The sequence below is a fragment of the Mediterraneibacter sp. 210702-DFI.5.30 genome (genome assembly GCF_020560115.1).
Classification (GTDB): Bacteria; Bacillota; Clostridia; order Lachnospirales; family Lachnospiraceae; genus Mediterraneibacter; species Mediterraneibacter faecis.
In genome coordinates, this window is record NZ_JAJCME010000005.1 from 175,350 (window position 1) to 192,027 (window position 16,678).

The 16,678-nt window shown below is 41.3% G+C and carries 17 protein-coding genes; 7 read left to right on the forward strand and 10 right to left on the reverse strand.

The window, feature by feature from the left end; translation table 11 throughout:
• Position 1: 1 nt before the first annotated feature.
• Positions 2–352 carry a YlxM family DNA-binding protein gene (gene ylxM / locus LI126_RS07465; protein WP_055147382.1) on the reverse strand — a complete coding sequence of 117 codons (351 nt, stop codon included), beginning with the start codon at positions 350–352 and terminating at the stop codon, positions 2–4.
• A gap of 280 nt (positions 353–632) precedes the next feature.
• On the opposite strand from ylxM, the gene LI126_RS07470 reads away from it, so the two are divergent.
• Entirely contained in the window at positions 633–1,577 is a 945-nt protein-coding gene (locus tag LI126_RS07470; protein ID WP_155204645.1) for a S8 family peptidase, read from the forward strand.
• A gap of 110 nt (positions 1,578–1,687) precedes the next feature.
• The gene (locus LI126_RS07475; RefSeq protein ID WP_227165122.1) at positions 1,688–1,984 is read left to right on the forward strand and encodes a chorion class high-cysteine HCB protein 13; all 297 of its coding nucleotides are present in this window, start codon (positions 1,688–1,690) and stop codon (positions 1,982–1,984) included.
• A gap of 60 nt (positions 1,985–2,044) precedes the next feature.
• Here the strand turns inward: LI126_RS07475 and LI126_RS07480 are convergent, their stop codons facing one another.
• Positions 2,045–2,209, reverse strand: coding sequence for a hypothetical protein (locus tag LI126_RS07480; protein WP_020436864.1), 165 nt, complete (start codon positions 2,207–2,209; stop codon positions 2,045–2,047).
• Positions 2,210–2,386: 177 nt separating this feature from the next.
• On the opposite strand from LI126_RS07480, the gene LI126_RS07485 reads away from it, so the two are divergent.
• The 3 genes from LI126_RS07485 to LI126_RS07495 all read left to right on the forward strand — a co-directional run bounded on the left by LI126_RS07485 (position 2,387) and on the right by LI126_RS07495 (position 4,013).
• The gene (locus LI126_RS07485; protein ID WP_155204647.1) at positions 2,387–2,917 is read left to right on the forward strand and encodes a hypothetical protein; all 531 of its coding nucleotides are present in this window, start codon (positions 2,387–2,389) and stop codon (positions 2,915–2,917) included.
• On the forward strand, positions 2,814–3,098 hold the full coding sequence (locus LI126_RS15890; RefSeq protein WP_020436863.1) for a hypothetical protein: 285 nt from the start codon (positions 2,814–2,816) through the stop codon (positions 3,096–3,098). The genes LI126_RS07485 and LI126_RS15890 overlap by 104 nt, the downstream gene beginning before the upstream one ends.
• Positions 3,099–3,230: 132 nt before the next feature.
• Positions 3,231–4,013: a tRNA pseudouridine synthase A gene (locus LI126_RS07495; RefSeq protein WP_155204649.1), complete on the forward strand. Its 783-nt coding sequence runs from the start codon at positions 3,231–3,233 to the stop codon at positions 4,011–4,013.
• Positions 4,014–4,064: 51 nt separating this feature from the next.
• On the opposite strand, the gene LI126_RS07500 is transcribed toward LI126_RS07495, so the two are convergent.
• Complete coding sequence (locus LI126_RS07500) at positions 4,065–6,512, reverse strand: glycoside hydrolase family 3 protein (protein WP_155204651.1); 2,448 nt, start codon at positions 6,510–6,512, stop codon at positions 4,065–4,067.
• Between the two features lie 296 nt (positions 6,513–6,808).
• Between LI126_RS07500 and LI126_RS07505 the strand changes: the two genes are divergently transcribed.
• Positions 6,809–8,260: a sodium:solute symporter family protein gene (locus LI126_RS07505; protein ID WP_227165123.1), complete on the forward strand. Its 1,452-nt coding sequence runs from the start codon at positions 6,809–6,811 to the stop codon at positions 8,258–8,260.
• 204 nt (positions 8,261–8,464) lie between these two features.
• On the opposite strand, the gene LI126_RS07510 is transcribed toward LI126_RS07505, so the two are convergent.
• The 7 genes from LI126_RS07510 to LI126_RS07540 form a co-directional block, all read right to left on the reverse strand.
• Complete coding sequence (locus LI126_RS07510) at positions 8,465–9,817, reverse strand: MATE family efflux transporter (RefSeq protein ID WP_227165124.1); 1,353 nt, start codon at positions 9,815–9,817, stop codon at positions 8,465–8,467.
• Positions 9,818–10,018: 201 nt separating this feature from the next.
• On the reverse strand, positions 10,019–11,737 hold the full coding sequence (locus tag LI126_RS07515) for a carbon starvation CstA family protein (protein WP_227165125.1): 1,719 nt from the start codon (positions 11,735–11,737) through the stop codon (positions 10,019–10,021).
• Between the two features lie 192 nt (positions 11,738–11,929).
• Positions 11,930–12,379, reverse strand: a complete 450-nt coding sequence (locus LI126_RS07520; protein ID WP_227165126.1) for a DUF1648 domain-containing protein — start codon at positions 12,377–12,379, stop codon at positions 11,930–11,932.
• A gap of 15 nt (positions 12,380–12,394) precedes the next feature.
• Positions 12,395–12,655 carry a hypothetical protein gene (locus tag LI126_RS07525; RefSeq protein ID WP_015529502.1) on the reverse strand — a complete coding sequence of 87 codons (261 nt, stop codon included), beginning with the start codon at positions 12,653–12,655 and terminating at the stop codon, positions 12,395–12,397.
• A gap of 89 nt (positions 12,656–12,744) precedes the next feature.
• Positions 12,745–13,701 (reverse strand): ketopantoate reductase family protein, encoded by a 957-nt coding sequence (locus LI126_RS07530; protein WP_227165127.1) that lies wholly within the window; start codon positions 13,699–13,701, stop codon positions 12,745–12,747.
• Between the two features lie 173 nt (positions 13,702–13,874).
• On the reverse strand, positions 13,875–14,513 hold the full coding sequence (locus tag LI126_RS07535; protein WP_227165128.1) for a methylated-DNA--[protein]-cysteine S-methyltransferase: 639 nt from the start codon (positions 14,511–14,513) through the stop codon (positions 13,875–13,877).
• A gap of 33 nt (positions 14,514–14,546) precedes the next feature.
• Complete coding sequence (locus tag LI126_RS07540; protein ID WP_055147409.1) at positions 14,547–15,443, reverse strand: helix-turn-helix domain-containing protein; 897 nt, start codon at positions 15,441–15,443, stop codon at positions 14,547–14,549.
• A gap of 137 nt (positions 15,444–15,580) precedes the next feature.
• Here LI126_RS07540 and LI126_RS07545 point away from each other — a divergent pair, with 137 nt between their 5' ends.
• Entirely contained in the window at positions 15,581–16,651 is a 1,071-nt protein-coding gene (locus LI126_RS07545; protein ID WP_196020016.1) for an ABC transporter substrate-binding protein, read from the forward strand.
• Positions 16,652–16,678: the final 27 nt, after the last annotated feature.

Sequence of the window (16,678 nt, forward strand, 5' to 3'; positions counted from 1 at the left end):
TCTATAACTCCTCTATGATCGCATCCGCAATCTTACGGATCCGCTTCACCATCTCTTCCGGGTCATTCTTCTCGCATTCCCACTCAGCAAGTGTATCATCAATCTTACTGACCTTCTCCTTCACGGAAAGGAACTTCTCTACAAGATGAAGCTTCATCTCATATCCTTCCAGTGTCTTCTGACACCGCTTCACAAGATCATGTACACCCTGGCGGCTGATCCCCTTCATCTCAGCAATCTCACTGAGCGAAAGATCTTCCAGCGCGAACTGCTCATAAATCTCCTTTTGATGATCTGTAAGCAATTCCCCGTAGAAATCAAACAATAATGCCTGCTCTAAAAACTTATTCATTATCTTCACCTCTGCTATCATACACGAAACGCAAGATGGTGTCAAGTGTTTTTTCTTTACAGTTTGCCATGCGATAAAAAAGTTGATGGCTCACGTTATAAGCTCGCTTATATAAGAGAGCCGGCAACTTTTTTATCATAGGGCGGACGCCCTTAAGCGAAAGAGCTTGCTCTTGAGCTTACCACATGGCAAACGGATGTTTTGTCATCTCAGCGTAGACATCTTTGTCATTCATTTAGCATCAGGCATATAATAAAGAAAAAACAAAGGCTTTTCCTTCATGAAATGGGTAAAACAATCCATTCACTACTGGTGTCCGGACACAAAGGAACACAAATTTCTCGGACAAAATGTCACTGTTGCTATTCTTGATACCGGAATTTCTCCTCATCCTGATTTTAAAGGTCGTATCCTTTCTTTCCGGGATTTTTCCAGTACCACTGGTTCTTCCGAAAAAGTTCTTTTTTCTTTCTCTCATTTCTCCCCTCTCATCGACAATAGTGGACACGGAACCCATGTAGCCGGAATTCTTGCGGGAAGCGGACTTCTCTCTTCCGGAACTTATGCCGGAATTGCTCCCTTCTGCAATCTTATTATTGGGAAAGTATTGGATCAGAATGGAAACGGATCTATCAAAAATGTCATAAATGGAATTCAATGGATCCGTGATATCTACACGCAATTCCATATCCGGATCATTAACATTTCCGTAGGTACACGACCGGATCTTTCCATTCATCAAAAACTTCTTTTATTGAATGCTGTAGAATCCCTCTGGGATCTTGGGCTCGTCGTAGTTGTCTCTGCCGGCAACTACGGACCTGCTCCCGGTTCCGTCACAGTTCCCGGAAGCAGCCCAAAAGTTATCACTGTTGGTGTTCCCGACACTTTTCCTCTGATCCACACCCAAAGGCATCCTCTCAATTATTCCGGCCGCGGTCCTACAGATGACTGCATTGTCAAACCTGATGTTTTTGCCCCCGGCACAGGAATTGTAAGCTGCAATGCTTTTTACTCTCAATTTCCAAATGCTCCGCCTTATCTTTCCAAAACAGGAACATCCATGGCTGCTCCTGTTGTTTCCGGTGCAATTGCCTGTCTTCTTTCAAAATACCCGTTTCTCACCAATGCAGAAGTCAAATTAAAACTTCACACTTCCTGTGTACAGATTCCGGGAACTGAATCCGGCTGGGGAATTTTAGATTTTTCCCGGCTGCTCGAATAATTTTTGCCACTTCACATCTTTATCACTACAAATAATTTCTCATCTCACATTTTCTTTTTCTCCGCATACTATAACATTGTAAATCAAAAAATCTTTCGGAGGATTTAACAATGAGTGAATTAACAGCTACAAACTGCGGATGCGGTTGTGACAACGGATGTTCAAACAGCTGCGGCTGTGGCGGAAACGGAAATGGATGCGGACTGAATAACTCCTGCCTTTGGATCATCCTTCTCCTCTGCTGCTGCGGTGGCTGGGGTGGTAATGGTTGTGGCGGATGTGGTAATGGCTGCGGCAATGACAGTTGTCTGTGGATCATCCTTCTTCTTTGCTGCTGCGGCGGATGGGGCAATAATGGATTCGGATGCGGCGGTTGCGGTAATGGCTGCAACTGTGGCGGATGCTGATATCTGTTCCTTCTTCCACTTCAAATGGGGCATGCGGAAAAACCGCATGCCCCTTCTGGCTTATCTTTTCAAACGATTCGGTTTTCCGGTAACAACACTCTGTTCCGCTCTCTTCTCGTCTGATGTTATCTTCTTTTCTTTCAGTTCTCCAAGCTTTTTCTTTAACATACACTTCTCATCAATTTCATATACTGCATTCCCATCAATAATTAACTTTCTGGACATTTTCGTTTTCCTTTCCTCTTCTTATTATTAAGATATGCCCCTGATTACAAAAGGTCTTTAAATCAGTATACGCATGATCCGATTTTTCACACATCTATATTCATGAACAGGAATATATTTTTTCTGCATTTCATATATATGTATCAGTTCAGCTGAAAGTCAGGAGGGTTTATTTTTTTGAAAACACCGACGCCTATGACCCCCTTTGACGAAGCAACTGCTTCCGGACTTCGCATGCTGAAACTTTTCCTTCCTCTTTTCCCGCCAGCTACACAGAGCATGCTTGCCGTCTTCATTAAATTCATCGAACTGCAAAATGTTCTTCACCATCAGGCTCCTGTCAGTTATGATGCACTTTCTGCCTGTGACTTTTCTTCTGGACGAGGAATAGAAAGTCTTTTTCAAGACAACGCAGATTCTATTTTTGACCATCTGTCACCTTATCTCACATCAGAAGAAAAACAGCTCTTTTCTACTTTCAAAAACATAAAAGAGATGATGTCTATGGCAGATATGTTTACACAATTCTTTTCATCTGCTCCACCTTCTGATGAAGAGCCAGAAGACACTATAAACAATAACTCACCGAAAGGAGATCTTAACAATGGAAAACTGGATGAACCATCCTGCAATGAAAACGATCGATCCGCTCAAGCTGGAACTGATCAGGACAGCCGCGAAACAGACGAAAGGAAAATCTGGAAATGAACTTGCCCCGGTCATGCTCGCACTTATCACAAATGCAAACCGACAGGGACTTCGTTTCAATCCGGATGAAGTTTCATTAATTCTTGAAGTATTAAAAGAAGGTAAAAGCAAAGAAGAACAAAATCAAATTGACCGCATGATGGAAATGACCAAAAATATCTTTCGGAAACATTTTAAATAAAATCAGAATCACTCTCTTCGCCTTTGCAGTCTTATTTCTCTTCTTTTCTCTATACATTTCCATCTGCATCAGTTAAAATACAAAGGATGACTTGTCTGGAAACAGACATTATTTATAAATGGAGAACGATATATGCAAAATATTAAATTAACACTCCAATATGACGGTACACGTTATCTTGGTTGGAAACGCCCTGAAAAAGACCACAATGATCGTACAGTATCTTATAAAATTGAAAATGTATTAGAAAAAGTAACAGGAACTCCTGTCACTTTATTTTCCGGAGTCCGAACAGAACCGGGAGTTCATGCTCGGAATCTCACAGTCAATTTTCTTACGGAAAGCCAACTGACTCCTGCAGAATTTAAAACTGTTCTGAACCAGTATCTTCCACAGGATATTGCCGTTTTAGATGCAGTATCAACACCCGAACGCTTTCGAGCAGACTTAAATGCACGCGAGATCACTTATGAATATGCCATGGATTTATCACCGATCTATGACCTGTTCCACAAAAACTATCGCGGTCGATTAACTGATCTGTTATCAGATTCATTATTTGATCTGCCACCTGAACAAACAGCAGAACTTCCAAATATTCTTCTTATGGAAACCGCTGCCCACTCATTACTTGGAACGCATGATTTTAAACATTTCTCTTCGATTCGAAAAAAGAAAGGAACCGAAAAAGAAATAAAAACAATTACTTTTGTCACAGAAGAGTCTACGCTTTATATTCGTATGACAGCCAATGATTTTCTCTATCAGATGGCTCCATTTATTCTGGGAACGCTTTTGGATATCGGCATAGGGAAAAGACCCGTCGAATGTATCAATGCGATCCTGGAAGGAAAGGAAAAGCCTTCTGCATCCTGCGACACAAAAGGCTTGATCTTATACAATATTGTTTATTAATTTTTGAGTAATACGAAAAAGACTCTCAATTTCCATATTACCGAGGTGGTTTTACATTGTCTTAAGTGCAACACTTAAAATATGTTTCGCACAGCGTTGTAAATCTGCTTTGGTAATTTCTTTTCCTTCGTTCACTGCTTCTACGATATCATCCACATTCTGCTGACATCCCGGCATCTGAAGGTCATTTCCTGCTTTAATGCACTGTACACTGCTGGAATGACTATATTTTCCGGATGGTGATACCATTCCCATCTCTGTTGTATCCTGTGAAGTATACCAGTCTGTCATCACAAGACCTTCAAATCCCCACTCATCACGTGCGATGTTCTGCAGCATGTCATAGTTGTTTGCTGAATGAACTCCGTTGATCAGATTATAGGAAGTCATGATTGCATATGGTTGTGCTGTCTTTACAGCTATCTCAAATCCTTTCAGATAGATTTCTCTCAGCGCACGCTCGCTGATATGTGCATTCGTAAACATACGGTTGTCTTCCTGATTATTTCCTGCAAAATGTTTGATTGTTGTTCCCTTTCCTTTTTGAGACTGAACACCTTTCGTCTCTGTAGCAGCACAAAGACCTGTCAATACCGGATCCTCAGAATAGTATTCGAAGTTTCGTCCACAAAGCGGATTACGATGAATATTCATGCCAGGTGCAAGCCATAGATCTACATGTAACTGCTTCATTTCTTCTCCGACAAGCTCTCCCATTCTATGAATCAGATCCATATCCCAGGATTGTGCCAGTGTTGTTGCGATTGGAATGGCAGTACAAGGTGTCTCTAAACGAAGCCCTGCCGGTCCATCTGCCTGAATAAGATTCGGCACTTTTCGTGTTTCAAGTAAACTGGAAGTGGTGTCTCCTGCTGCTCCCGGCACACAGGAGGATGCTGAACCAATTACATTTCCGTCGCCATTTCTTCTCTCTGTTCCAACACAAAGTTCTGCCATTTCTTCCACGGTAAGCTGCGCTGTCAGTTCATCCAGAGTCGCGTTGCCTGCTTTTACATCTTCCAACGTCAGAACTTCATCTTTCCTCTTATCCATAAGTGTCCTGCGCATCACTTCATATTCTACAAGTTCTTTCTTAAAGTTCTCTGCCTGAAGCATAATTCTAAATGGAATCGCCGGCACACCGAAATCAAATTCAATATCGAAAATCGGAATCATATGGTGAAGCTCTCTGACTGCAATTGTATCACGCATCAGACGTTTCAGTTGGAGTGTTGTCACCTGCTCATCAAGGTCGATGACTGCCACAGCCTCCGTATTACGTGAACTGTTTCCTACGCGGATCGTGTATTCCCCTTCTTCCATAACCCAGGCCGCGTCATACGCATCAAAAGATGCCATATTTGTCGTTGCAAATGTGATCGTCACGACATCTTTTTCTCCCGGCGCAAGCAATTTAGTCTTAGCAAATCCTGCAAGTTCCTGTGTTGGTTTCTCCATGATTCCATCCGGTGCGGAATAATAAACCTGAACCACCTCTTTTCCAGGATATTTGTCACCAATGTTCGTAACCTCAACTTCAACCTGTACCTGCTTTTCATCTGCTGTTACATTCATTGTTTTTATTTCAAATTCTGTATAGCTTTTTCCATATCCAAAGCAATATAGAGGCATCACACCAAACGTATCAAAATAACGGTATCCAACATAGATTCCATCACTGTAATATTCGTCGTCAAGATTTCCATCCCTGTGGCTAAATGTTGCAGATGACGGATAATCCTCATAAGATCTTGCCCATGTATCAGTCAGCTTTCCTGAAGGAATCGTCTTGGCAGTCAGCACATCAGCAACTGCATAACCTCCCATATTTCCTGTCTGTCCCACAAGCATAATTGCCTGTACACCTTCAATTGCCTTCAATGAAGTCAGATCAATGACTCCACCTACATTCAAAAGAACAATACAGTTCTTATAGTGTTCTGTCATAAAACGGATATTCTGAAGTTCTCTGTCGCTGAGATAATAATCTCCCTTCTCTGCCCTGCGGTCTTTTCCCTCTCCGGAATTTCTAGAAATTACATAAATTGCCGCATCCGCTTCTTTTACATCCACTTCTGTAATCTCCGGCTGTTCCGGTTCCTCAAAAGGATTCTCGAAGGCATATAGCATCGATGGTTTTCCTGTTTTCTCTGTAAATTCATTTAACTTTTTCACATACGCTTTCTGCGCATCCGTATAAAGTCTGTCATACTGATCCAGCCAGCCTTCTGTTACAAATTTAAATCCTGCACGCTCAAGCCCTTGTGCAATCGAAATGTTTTCACGTACATTTACATCACCGGATCCTGTTCCACCTTTGATCGTATGTCTTGCTCCTGTTCCGAATAATGCAATCTTCTTTGTACCAGCCTGAAGTGGAAGGACTCCGTCATTTTCCAAAATTACCATACACTCGCCTGCGAGGCGGCGCACTTCTTCCTGATGTTCTATCTCATAATTCTGTATTTCATCTGTTTTTAACGCATCTATCTGTGTCATATACAATCCCTCTTTTCTGTCGATTATTATAATTGTAATAATAGAAACGTCAAATGTCCACCCCCTAAAAAATGTTCTTTTTCACGCTGTCCTCTCGCCTTTTATTATTTTTGTTAACATCTACCATACCAATCGATTATCTTCCGGAAATATCGATAAATTTTAACAAGTTTTTTCTCTTTTCAGGTTGCGTGTGAAAGTTTTTATGGTATAATTATTCGTATGAACATAGGTGTCAGGTTTCGCTATTTCCTGATACCTTTTTCAAATTTTACTAAAGGAAAGAGGGAGATTTTATGCAGTCAAACATTATTGTAACCGCTGTCGTTGTTATTTATCTTCTTGTTATGTTATTGATCGGTTATCTGTCATCCAAGAAGATTGAATCCAACACAGACTTCGTTGTTGCCGGAAGACGACTCGGACCGCTTTTAATGGCCGGAACGCTTGCTGCTACTGAGATCGGAGGAGGAAGTTCTCTCGGTGTTGTTCAGCAGGGCATGGAAAGTCACGGACTCAGTGCCGCATGGTACATTATCACAATGGGATTCGCTTTTGTGATTCTTACATTCCTTGCACCTAAATTCCGTGCAGCAATGGTTAAAACCGTTCCTGAATATTTCCGCCGTCGTTATGGAAAACCTTCAGGAATCATTACATCTTTGATCATGTTTGTTCCATTGATCGGACTGACAGCCGGACAGTTTATCGCATCTTCCGTTATTCTGTCTACTATGCTGAATCTGAATTATAAAACAGCCGTTCTGATCGTAGGTGTCGTTGTAACAATTTATGCGATCATGGGTGGTCTTTGGAGTGTTACACTTACTGACTTTGTTCAGGTATTCCTGATCGTGATCGGAATGATCATCGCACTTCCATTTGGAATGAATCTTGCCGGTGGATGGGACAATGTTGTAGCTAATGTTCCTGCTGAAACATTTGACATGTTTAAAGGTTATAATGTAATGGATGTTATCAGTTTAACAATCATGTATGTTGCTACATTTACTGTAGGACAGGAAGCTGTATCTAGATATTACGCTGCAAGAGACGGAAAAGCAGCAAGACAGGGATCTGTCCTTGCTGCGATCGTAAACTTTATCTACGCTTTTGTTCCGACACTTATGGGAATCATCGTACTTGCACTGATCAACATGGGCAAATTCAATGCTGCGGACTTCCAGGATGTTGGTGCCCGTTATGCACTTCCGGTTCTTGCTATGGAAGCAATGCCGGCAATTATCTGCGGATTGTTATTTGCAGGTATCGTATCTGCCACAATGTCAAGTGCTGACTCAGACCTTCTTGGTGCCGGATCGATCTTTGCAAATGATATTTACAAGATTGTGATTAAGCCTAGCGCATCTGATAAAGAGATCATGATCGTAACTCGTGTTACAATGGCAGCTGTAGGTGTTTTTGCTACTCTGATTGCATTATTTAATACTTCAAGTATTGTTACAATCCTGATGTTTGCCTTCACCCTTCGTGCCGCAGGTTCTTTCTTCCCATATGTTCTCGGACATTACTGGAAAGGAGCTTCCCAGGCAGGAACCATGGCTTCTCTGATCGCCGGAACTATTGTTGTAGTATACCTGGAGCATGTTTCCAAAGGAAATCTGTTCGGTCTGCACTTCAATCAGCCGATCGTACCTGGACTGGTTGCTGCGTTGATCGCATTCCTTATCTTCTCACTGATTATGCCTCCAAAGAAGCAGACAACAGAGCTTGCACCTGAAGAGTAATTTTCAGGAATCATATACCAGACATAAATCTATAAATATACTAAAACTTCTTTTTAAAAAATAGCAGATATAAGAAACAGCAAGGCTACTGCCAAAAGCATTATTATTAAAATGCTTTCCCGACAGTAACCCTGCTGTTTCTATTTTTGTTTGGATTTCTCTTTTTGTTTGGATTTCTCTTTTTGTTCAGATTTCTCTTCTTATTTAAATTACTTTATGCTCCAGCCATTTTCTGCTGTGGAATCGCCAGGTGAAAATAATACTTCTGACCGTCCAGTCCGCAAACATTCCGATCCATACTCCCATCGGGCCAAATTCCATTACACGGATCAGAAATACACACAGACAGAATCTGCATGCCCACATTGTACAACAGGATGTGATCATAGAAAATTTTGCATCCCCTGCTGCTCTCAATCCATATGCCGGAACAAATGACATAACCCATACAAGCGGTTTTACAATCGTGATCCACATTACCATATGGAAACACATCTTCGCACTCTCCGGTTCCATACCGCCGAGAATCGTAATTGGTTTCGTCAGTGCAAAAACAATCACACAGCTCGCAGCCATAACGATCTCAGCAATCACGCAAAGCTTTTTGATGTAATAAACTGCCTCATCCTTCCGGTCAGCTCCCAGACATTGACCTACAATTGTCATCAATCCGATTCCGACTCCGATACCACCGATTCCGTTCAGATTCTCCAGAATGTTCGTCATTGCCTGCGCAGCGATTGCTGTTGTTCCAAGTGTTGATACTGTGGACTGAATCGCCAGCTTTCCTAACTGGAACATACTGTTCTCCACACCGGATGGAATTCCGATTCCAAGGATCCTGCGGATCATTCTCCAGTCTGGACGGATTTTCAGATAATCTCGTACCACAATTGGCTGACGATCCAGACGAAGCTCTGCCAATACTACAACCGCACAGAAAATACGTGAAATCAAAGTTGCCAGTGCAGCTCCCGCGACTCCCATATGGAAGCCCCAGATCATAATTGCATTTCCGACAATATTCATCACATTTGATACCATTGAGATGAGCATCGGATCTCTCGTGTTCTCCTGTGCCCTGAAGATCGATGCCGCTGCATCATACGCCGCAATAAACGGAAATGATAATGCAGTGTAGAAGAAATAGATTTCAGATGCTCTCATAACATCTGCTTCAACTGCTCCAAAAATCAGGTGAAGTAACGGTTTCTGAAAAATAAGACAAAATGCGCTGACAGCTACTGATATAAGAGTGATGATAAATACTACCTGTCGTGCAGACTCATTTGCCCGCTCTTTATTCCCCTGTCCAATGTACTGGGCGCAGACGATCGCACCTCCGGCTGCCAATGCGGAAAATGCCTGAATCACCAATATGTTAATGGAATCCACGAGCGATACTGCTGAGATTGCCGCGGATCCTACATTACTAACCATCATCGTATCCGCGGTACCCATGATGGAATTCAATAACTGTTCCAGTATGATTGGTACTAAAAGAGCACGGATCATCTTGTTGCTGAACATATGTTGTTGATTTATGTTCGCGTTCATTTATACTCCCCCTGATCTTGTTACTACTTAGATTGTCTTTTTACATTACGACTTAGTATACACCCGGCGAATGTAAAATTTCTATACTTTAACCTGTTTCTATTTGAGTACAATTAAATAGAACTAGAGACAAGATCTTCATACCAGACATTTTAAGTCTGCATGAAGATCTTGTCTCTTACTCTTTATTAACTATTCTGCTTATTCCAAAATAGTTGTATCCTCAACTTTATCTACCTGAGCTTCTTTCTTCTCTGTAAGCTTTTTAATTCCCTGAATTGCTACGATTACTCCAAGGATAAGAAGCAGTACTGCAAAGATCAGCTGTAATGTATTTCCAAGGCTCAGACCTGTTGTCATAAACTGACCTCCCAGTTTACAGATTGTCATTCCAAGTGCTGTAAATGTTACCGCCATCATAAAGACCATTGGAATCCAGAGCATTGCTCCCTGGCGTTTTGTCTTCTTAAGGAATACTGCACATGCAATCAGTGCAAGTACTGACAGAAGCTGGTTTGCTGATCCAAACAGTGGCCAGATTTCTGCATATCCAACCTTTGCAAGTAAGTATGCAAGTACCAGTGTAATAACTGTTGAGAAATATTTATTGGTTGCTACTTTCTTGTACAATGGCAGATTATCCATATCTGTGTCATCATCGATAAAGAATTCCTGGAAAGAAAGTCTTCCGACACGTGCAACGGAATCAAGTGATGTCAATGCAAATGCTGATACTGCAAGGTTGATCAGTGTAAATACAAGTGAATGCGGTAAGCCGATCACTTCAAGGAAGTTTGCAATTGCTCCTGCAAAAATCTGTGGCTGTGTTGTCAGTCCCTGTGCTGCTGCCTCGCCATCAGCGAAGGAAGCAACTGCGATCAGTGCGATTACAGCAAGCATACTTTCCATGATCATTGCTCCGTAAGATACAGGGAGCATGTTCTTCTCACTCTTAATCTGCTTAGAAGCAGTTCCTGAAGATACCAGTGAATGGAATCCTGATACAGCTCCACATGCAATTGTTACAAACAGAATTGGGAACATATAACTTCCATCTACATTGAAGCTTGTAAAAGCTTTCAGGTTACAGGATGGATTTGCTACAAATACTCCGACAATTGCTGCTGCAATCATAAAGATCAGCAAGTAACTGTTCAGGTAATCACGTGGCTGAAGCAGCATTGTTACCGGTGCGACACTGGCAATCAGAATGTAAATAAAGATCAGGATATGCCATGTCTCTCTTGTCAGATACATTGGAAAATAAAGTCCAAGTGCTACCGCTGCGACAAGCATAACAATTGCAATAGCTGTGTTAACCCATTTATTCAGTTTTGCATATTTCAAAATGCAACCAAGTGCTACGGCTTCTACAATGAAAAGCATGGATGTTGTTGCTACAGCACCATTTGCTGCTACTTTACTTACAGTTCCTGCGTCATCAGCTACGAATCCGTTGAATGTTCCTGCAACTACATCCGCAAATGCAGCAACAACAAGAATACAGAATAACCAGCAGAATAACAGGAATAATTTCTTTCCAAGTTTACCGATATACTCTTCGATAATGTAACCGATTGTACGTCCTTTGTTCTTTACAGAAGCATACATGGATGCAAAATCCTGCACTGCTCCGAAGAAAACACCTCCGATCAGAATCCACAAAAGTACCGGAAGCCATCCAAAGATTGCTGCCTGGATTGGTCCGTTGATCGGGCCTGCTCCTGCGATAGATGCGAACTGATGACCAAATACGATATTCGTATCTGCCGGCACATAATCTACGCCGTCTTCCAGTTCATAAGCAGGAGTCTTTGCATTCGGGTCAATCCCCCATTTCTTCTCAAGATATCTTCCATAGAAAAGATATCCTCCACCTAATACAACGATGGCAATGACCATCATTATAACTCCGTTCATTTTTTATCCTTCTTTCTTAACTATAATTCAGATGCACTCATCAATAAATAGATTGCACTCTGTTTTTATGTTAAGAGTTTAGCACTTCACCATGCTAAATTCAAGAAGGATTTTATATAAATTTTATATTTTTTTAAGATTTTGGATAAACATATTGCACAAGAGGGTTTTTATTTGTTTTCTTATTTCACACTATTTCGCCCGAACCATCTGCACAGTCGATACGATAATCAATATTATCATCACTCCAAGCATCATATACATCGGCCAGATTGGATATCCTTCCACAAGACCGCTGACTCCAACATCAATCAGCAGGGCAGTAACCAGAACCTTAATCCCGCCCATCATTATCATGGCAATCTTATACAATCTTTCTCTGTTCTCTTCTGTAACAGCCACCGGGAAATTCCAGATTGCCGGAATTCTTTCCATCAACGAGAGGAATAACAACAGAAACGCGGCAAGAACTGGTTCAAATACAAGGTTTCTTTTGCTTCCATAACTATCTGCCACTCCTGCTGCATTAAAATGTGTCGGTACTGTATCAGGAATCCTGCTCCAGATGCTGATAAGAACAATAATGTAAGTAAGTAGCATGATTGCGCTAATTATAGTTGAAACTCTGCTGATTTTCTTCATAACATATTCATCCTTTTATTCCGCATCAAAATCTGTCTCAAACACGCCTTCCGGTGTTCGCATTGTCAAAATCCCCAGGTTGAAATCTTCATCCTGAATCGTGATATGATATTCAAAGATCACATCATCTTCGAACTTGGATAACAATACATAACTTCCATTCTCTTTTCCGTCAATCTGGTCACAGATGTCATTGTATACATCTTCTCCGGAGATTGCTCTCGGATAACCGCTTGCTTTAATTTTTGCTTCGATTGCTTCGTATAATTCTTTCATCTTAATTTACCTCACCTTTTTATGTTGTTTCAACATCACTGTTTCAATATTTTTTCATAACCTGCCTCTGCCACAAATTGTTCCCTGTTTTATTTTGACCAGGTCGGTTCTTCATCTCCTGTATAATTAAACCGTCCGTCATTTTTCTCTTCTAGTGCTTTAATCATATGATATGTATACTCATTATACGGTGTCGGAATTCCAAGTTCCTTTCCCATACGGATCAGTGCACCTGAAAACATATCAATCTCTGTGTGTCTTCCTGCATCCAAATCCTGCAAAGTAGAATAACGCGCAGATGGCGGTACTGCACTTCCACGCCCGGAAGACGCCTCAGTCTTACTCAGATCGATTCCTTTCGCCTGCGCAATTGCTTCCAGTTCTCCTTTCAGTCCATCACTGATTACCTTCATATGCACACTGTCACGGTAACATCCAACTCCCGCGCCGAGAATTGCCTGTGGCAGATTGTTACAGACATTCAGCCGAAACTTGCTCCACATCTCTTCTCTTGCATACTCTGTCGCCCGGAAATGGATTCCGGTATCCTTAAACAGTTCTTCGATTGCCCTGATGCGATCACTATCGTAAGGTGCAGTAAGTTCGCCAAAAATAATTCCGATTGTTGTCTCAGGATCAAAATGATAGCCATCTTCTTCCTTATGCGAAGCGACCTTGATCACTGCCGGAAGAAGATGCTCCACTCCTACTTTTTCTGCAATAATCTCTTCACTGTCTACCCCATTCATCAGACTCATAATTACCGTATTCTCCGTGGTTGCTTTCTGAATACTTTCCAATGCCGCCGAAAGTGAGCCATACTTCAATGCAACAATCAGTAAATCGACAGCGTCTGTTTCTCCGGGGTTCCATACTTCGGGATGGTATATTTTTCCGTTAATTGTGCATCCATTCTGTTTCAGTCTCTCTGCTCGTTCTCCTTCTGCGATCACTCCAAGCTCTATGTCATTTCTGCTCGATAATCCCCAGATTACATAAGAGCCTACTGCTCCGGCACCGAGGACTGCCACTTTCTTAATTTTCATTCATTTCTCCATTTCTTATCCGATCAGGACTTTTTTGCCTTCAAAAGCGAAACCATAATGATGTATTCTTTCCTGCTCTTTGCACTATACAAAGATGCTGTTCGCAGTACTTTGCGAACAGCAATCACTCGTAAGTATTATACACTATCTTTCCCAAAAGAAACAGTACTATCTTACTCTTCCATCAGATCCGCCATCTGATACTTTGTCAGATCAACCTTTCCATCTACTACTTCCACACCGTCTTCTCTCAAAAGCTCTGCCTGTACATCTGCTCCGCCAAATGCAAATGCTCCGGCAAGCTCGCCTTTCGCATTCACAACACGGAAACATGGAATGTGATCTGGATCTGGATTCTTATGAAGCGCATTTCCAACTGCTCTTGACATCTTTTCATTTCCTGCCATCTTCGCAACCTGTCTATAAGTTGCCACATGCCCCTTCGGAATCCGTTTCACAGCTTCATAAATTCTTTTTGTAGGACTGTCTGTTACAAGATCATAGCTCTCACCGATCATCCGTTCAATATCCTTGTCCGGAACAGATCCATCCAGAATAATTGTGTTCCAATGCTCTTTATTCTGATGATATCCAGGAATTACCGATGGATACGCTGCACGCCAGAAATCTCTCCATCTCGAATCCGTCTTTACATTCAAATGGATCAATTCGTCTTTTTCGTAAATCCACAAAAATATCTTTTTACCTGGCTTTACACGGATCACCTGCCATCGTTGGTCTTTAAAAGGCCTGTCTTCATAGCTGTCCGGGAAAGTTAATCCATAGGCAGCAGCTTCTTCTCTTGTTTTCATCTCATCTTACCCCTCATATTTTCATTTACGTAATTATTTTCCAAACCGGAAGGACAGATAATAGACATAATCATTCTTCTCCCTAAAATTTCCCTGCTCCATTTCTTTTACCGGAATTGCTTCCAATCCATCTTCTCCGTAAATCAATGCCATCAGACCCTGTTCTGTATCCCGCTGAATCGGAACTTCACCTTCCACTTGTGTCGCACTTCTTCCATAATATTCTCTGTTTTCTACATTTTCCAGAATCGGAAAATCTGTAGAACATTTAGAATAATCGTCTGCTATGATCAATTTCACTCGAAACAATTCAAAATCCGGTATCACAGCAATCACACCTCTTTTAGCCGATTCGATCCCATCATAGTCCAAATCTGCCACTTTACTTTTATTAATCAATTCTCCCGCCTGATACTCTGACAAATAAATTGTCAATGTCTTATACTCTTCTTTTGCATAAAAATTAAAAAGATATGCCCCATCTGCTCCCGACAATAATTCTGCGGTTTTCATTTCTGCACTTGTCCGGTCAACTGCTGTAATATAATTCTTCGGCTGCATCACCTTATGAACGAAAACTGCTCCTAAAACCAGAACCATGATTACTGCAAATGTCGTTACCACTGCTAAAATGCTCTTTAAATTTTTCTGTTTCTTTTTACTATCTTTCGTAACTTGTATAATGTTGTCTTCTGACTTTTTTTCTACATTTTCTGCGTCAATATCCTCCCCTGCAAGAAATTCATTTATGCTGATTCCCAATATCTCACATAGTTCCATATAAACCGACACATCAGGTAAGCAAATGCCTCGTTCCCATTTTGATACTGATTTGTCACTCATATTTAATTTTTCTGCAAGCTGTTTCTGCGTCATTCCCAGGGCTTTCCGTTTCCCTGCAATATATTTTCCAATTTTAACAAGATCCATACATTTCACCTACTTTCTGTTTACACTAAGCATAAAGGATATTTTCCAAAATGAACACCCCTTTGGAGTAGAATTTGACACATATTCTCTTTTCTTACATATTTTAAACGAGAATCTTATATCACTCTGGAGGATTTATGAAAAAGAAATTGATTTCCGTAATACTCGCTTCTGCTCTGACTGTTGGACTGTTATCAGCCTGCGGTTCTGATTCTTCCAAAGATAATGATGCAAATTCCAAAATCGACACAACAGAAACCGGATCCAACACAACCAAATCAGATATCAGCTCTGCTCCTGTCTCTGTGACATTGAACGAGGTAGCCCATTCTATCTTCTATGCCCCTATGTATGTTGCCATTGAAAATGGATATTTTGAAGATGAGGGAATTGAACTCACTCTCGTAACTGGTTTTGGAGCCGACAAGACAATGACTGCTGTCATCTCCGGTGAAGCTGATATTGGATTCATGGGATCAGAAGCATCCATCTACACATATAACGAAGGTGCTAACGATTCTGTCGTCAACTTTGCCCAACTGACTCAGCGCGCCGGTAATTTTCTTGTTGCCAGAGAAGAGATGAAAGATTTTAAGTGGACTGATTTAAAGGGGAAAGATGTTCTTGGTGGTAGAAAAGGTGGTATGCCGGAAATGGTATTTGAATATATTTTAAAGAAAAATGGAATTGATCCACAAACAGACCTCAACATCAACCAGGGAATTGATTTTGGTTCCACTGCTGCCGCCTTTTCAGAGGGAAGTGGAGACTTTACTGTTGAATTCGAGCCAAGTGCAACCGCTTTGGAAATGGAAGGAAAAGGATATGTTGTAGCCTCACTTGGTACTGACAGCGGCTATGTTCCTTACACTGCCTACAGCGCAAAGAAGAGTTATCTCGACAAACATCCTGAGATTATCCAATCCTTTACAAATGCGCTTCAAAAAGGTATGGATTTTGTTCAGATTCACACGCCAGAGGAGATTGCTTCCGTGATTGCCCCTCAATTTCCTGAAACAGATCTTAAAACCATCACAGCGATTGTAAACCGTTATTATGCACAGGACACCTGGAAAGCAGATCTTATATTTGAAAAAGAGAGTTTCGAGCTGCTTCAGGATATTTTGGAAAGTGCCGGTGAACTGGATTCACGCGCTCCTTATGAAAAACTTGTCACAACTGAATTTGCCAAAAAAGCTATGGAATAAATCATTTCTTGCAGAAGAAAACGCATT

What these genes read in the sequence shown, in the direction of transcription:
- ylxM (WP_055147382.1), bottom strand. Translation starts at nt 352, where the DNA reads ATGAATAAGTTTTTAGAGCAGGCATTATTGTTTGATTTCTACGGGGAA.
- LI126_RS07470 (WP_155204645.1), top strand. Translation starts at nt 633, where the DNA reads ATGAAATGGGTAAAACAATCCATTCACTACTGGTGTCCGGACACAAAG.
- LI126_RS07475 (WP_227165122.1), top strand. Translation starts at nt 1,688, where the DNA reads ATGAGTGAATTAACAGCTACAAACTGCGGATGCGGTTGTGACAACGGA.
- LI126_RS07480 (WP_020436864.1), bottom strand. Translation starts at nt 2,209, where the DNA reads ATGTCCAGAAAGTTAATTATTGATGGGAATGCAGTATATGAAATTGAT.
- LI126_RS15890 (WP_020436863.1), top strand. Translation starts at nt 2,814, where the DNA reads ATGGAAAACTGGATGAACCATCCTGCAATGAAAACGATCGATCCGCTC.
- LI126_RS07495 (WP_155204649.1), top strand. Translation starts at nt 3,231, where the DNA reads ATGCAAAATATTAAATTAACACTCCAATATGACGGTACACGTTATCTT.
- LI126_RS07500 (WP_155204651.1), bottom strand. Translation starts at nt 6,512, where the DNA reads ATGACACAGATAGATGCGTTAAAAACAGATGAAATACAGAATTATGAG.
- LI126_RS07505 (WP_227165123.1), top strand. Translation starts at nt 6,809, where the DNA reads ATGCAGTCAAACATTATTGTAACCGCTGTCGTTGTTATTTATCTTCTT.
- LI126_RS07510 (WP_227165124.1), bottom strand. Translation starts at nt 9,817, where the DNA reads ATGAACGCGAACATAAATCAACAACATATGTTCAGCAACAAGATGATC.
- LI126_RS07515 (WP_227165125.1), bottom strand. Translation starts at nt 11,737, where the DNA reads ATGAACGGAGTTATAATGATGGTCATTGCCATCGTTGTATTAGGTGGA.
- LI126_RS07520 (WP_227165126.1), bottom strand. Translation starts at nt 12,379, where the DNA reads ATGAAGAAAATCAGCAGAGTTTCAACTATAATTAGCGCAATCATGCTA.
- LI126_RS07525 (WP_015529502.1), bottom strand. Translation starts at nt 12,655, where the DNA reads ATGAAAGAATTATACGAAGCAATCGAAGCAAAAATTAAAGCAAGCGGT.
- LI126_RS07530 (WP_227165127.1), bottom strand. Translation starts at nt 13,701, where the DNA reads ATGAAAATTAAGAAAGTGGCAGTCCTCGGTGCCGGAGCAGTAGGCTCT.
- LI126_RS07535 (WP_227165128.1), bottom strand. Translation starts at nt 14,513, where the DNA reads ATGAAAACAAGAGAAGAAGCTGCTGCCTATGGATTAACTTTCCCGGAC.
- LI126_RS07540 (WP_055147409.1), bottom strand. Translation starts at nt 15,443, where the DNA reads ATGGATCTTGTTAAAATTGGAAAATATATTGCAGGGAAACGGAAAGCC.
- LI126_RS07545 (WP_196020016.1), top strand. Translation starts at nt 15,581, where the DNA reads ATGAAAAAGAAATTGATTTCCGTAATACTCGCTTCTGCTCTGACTGTT.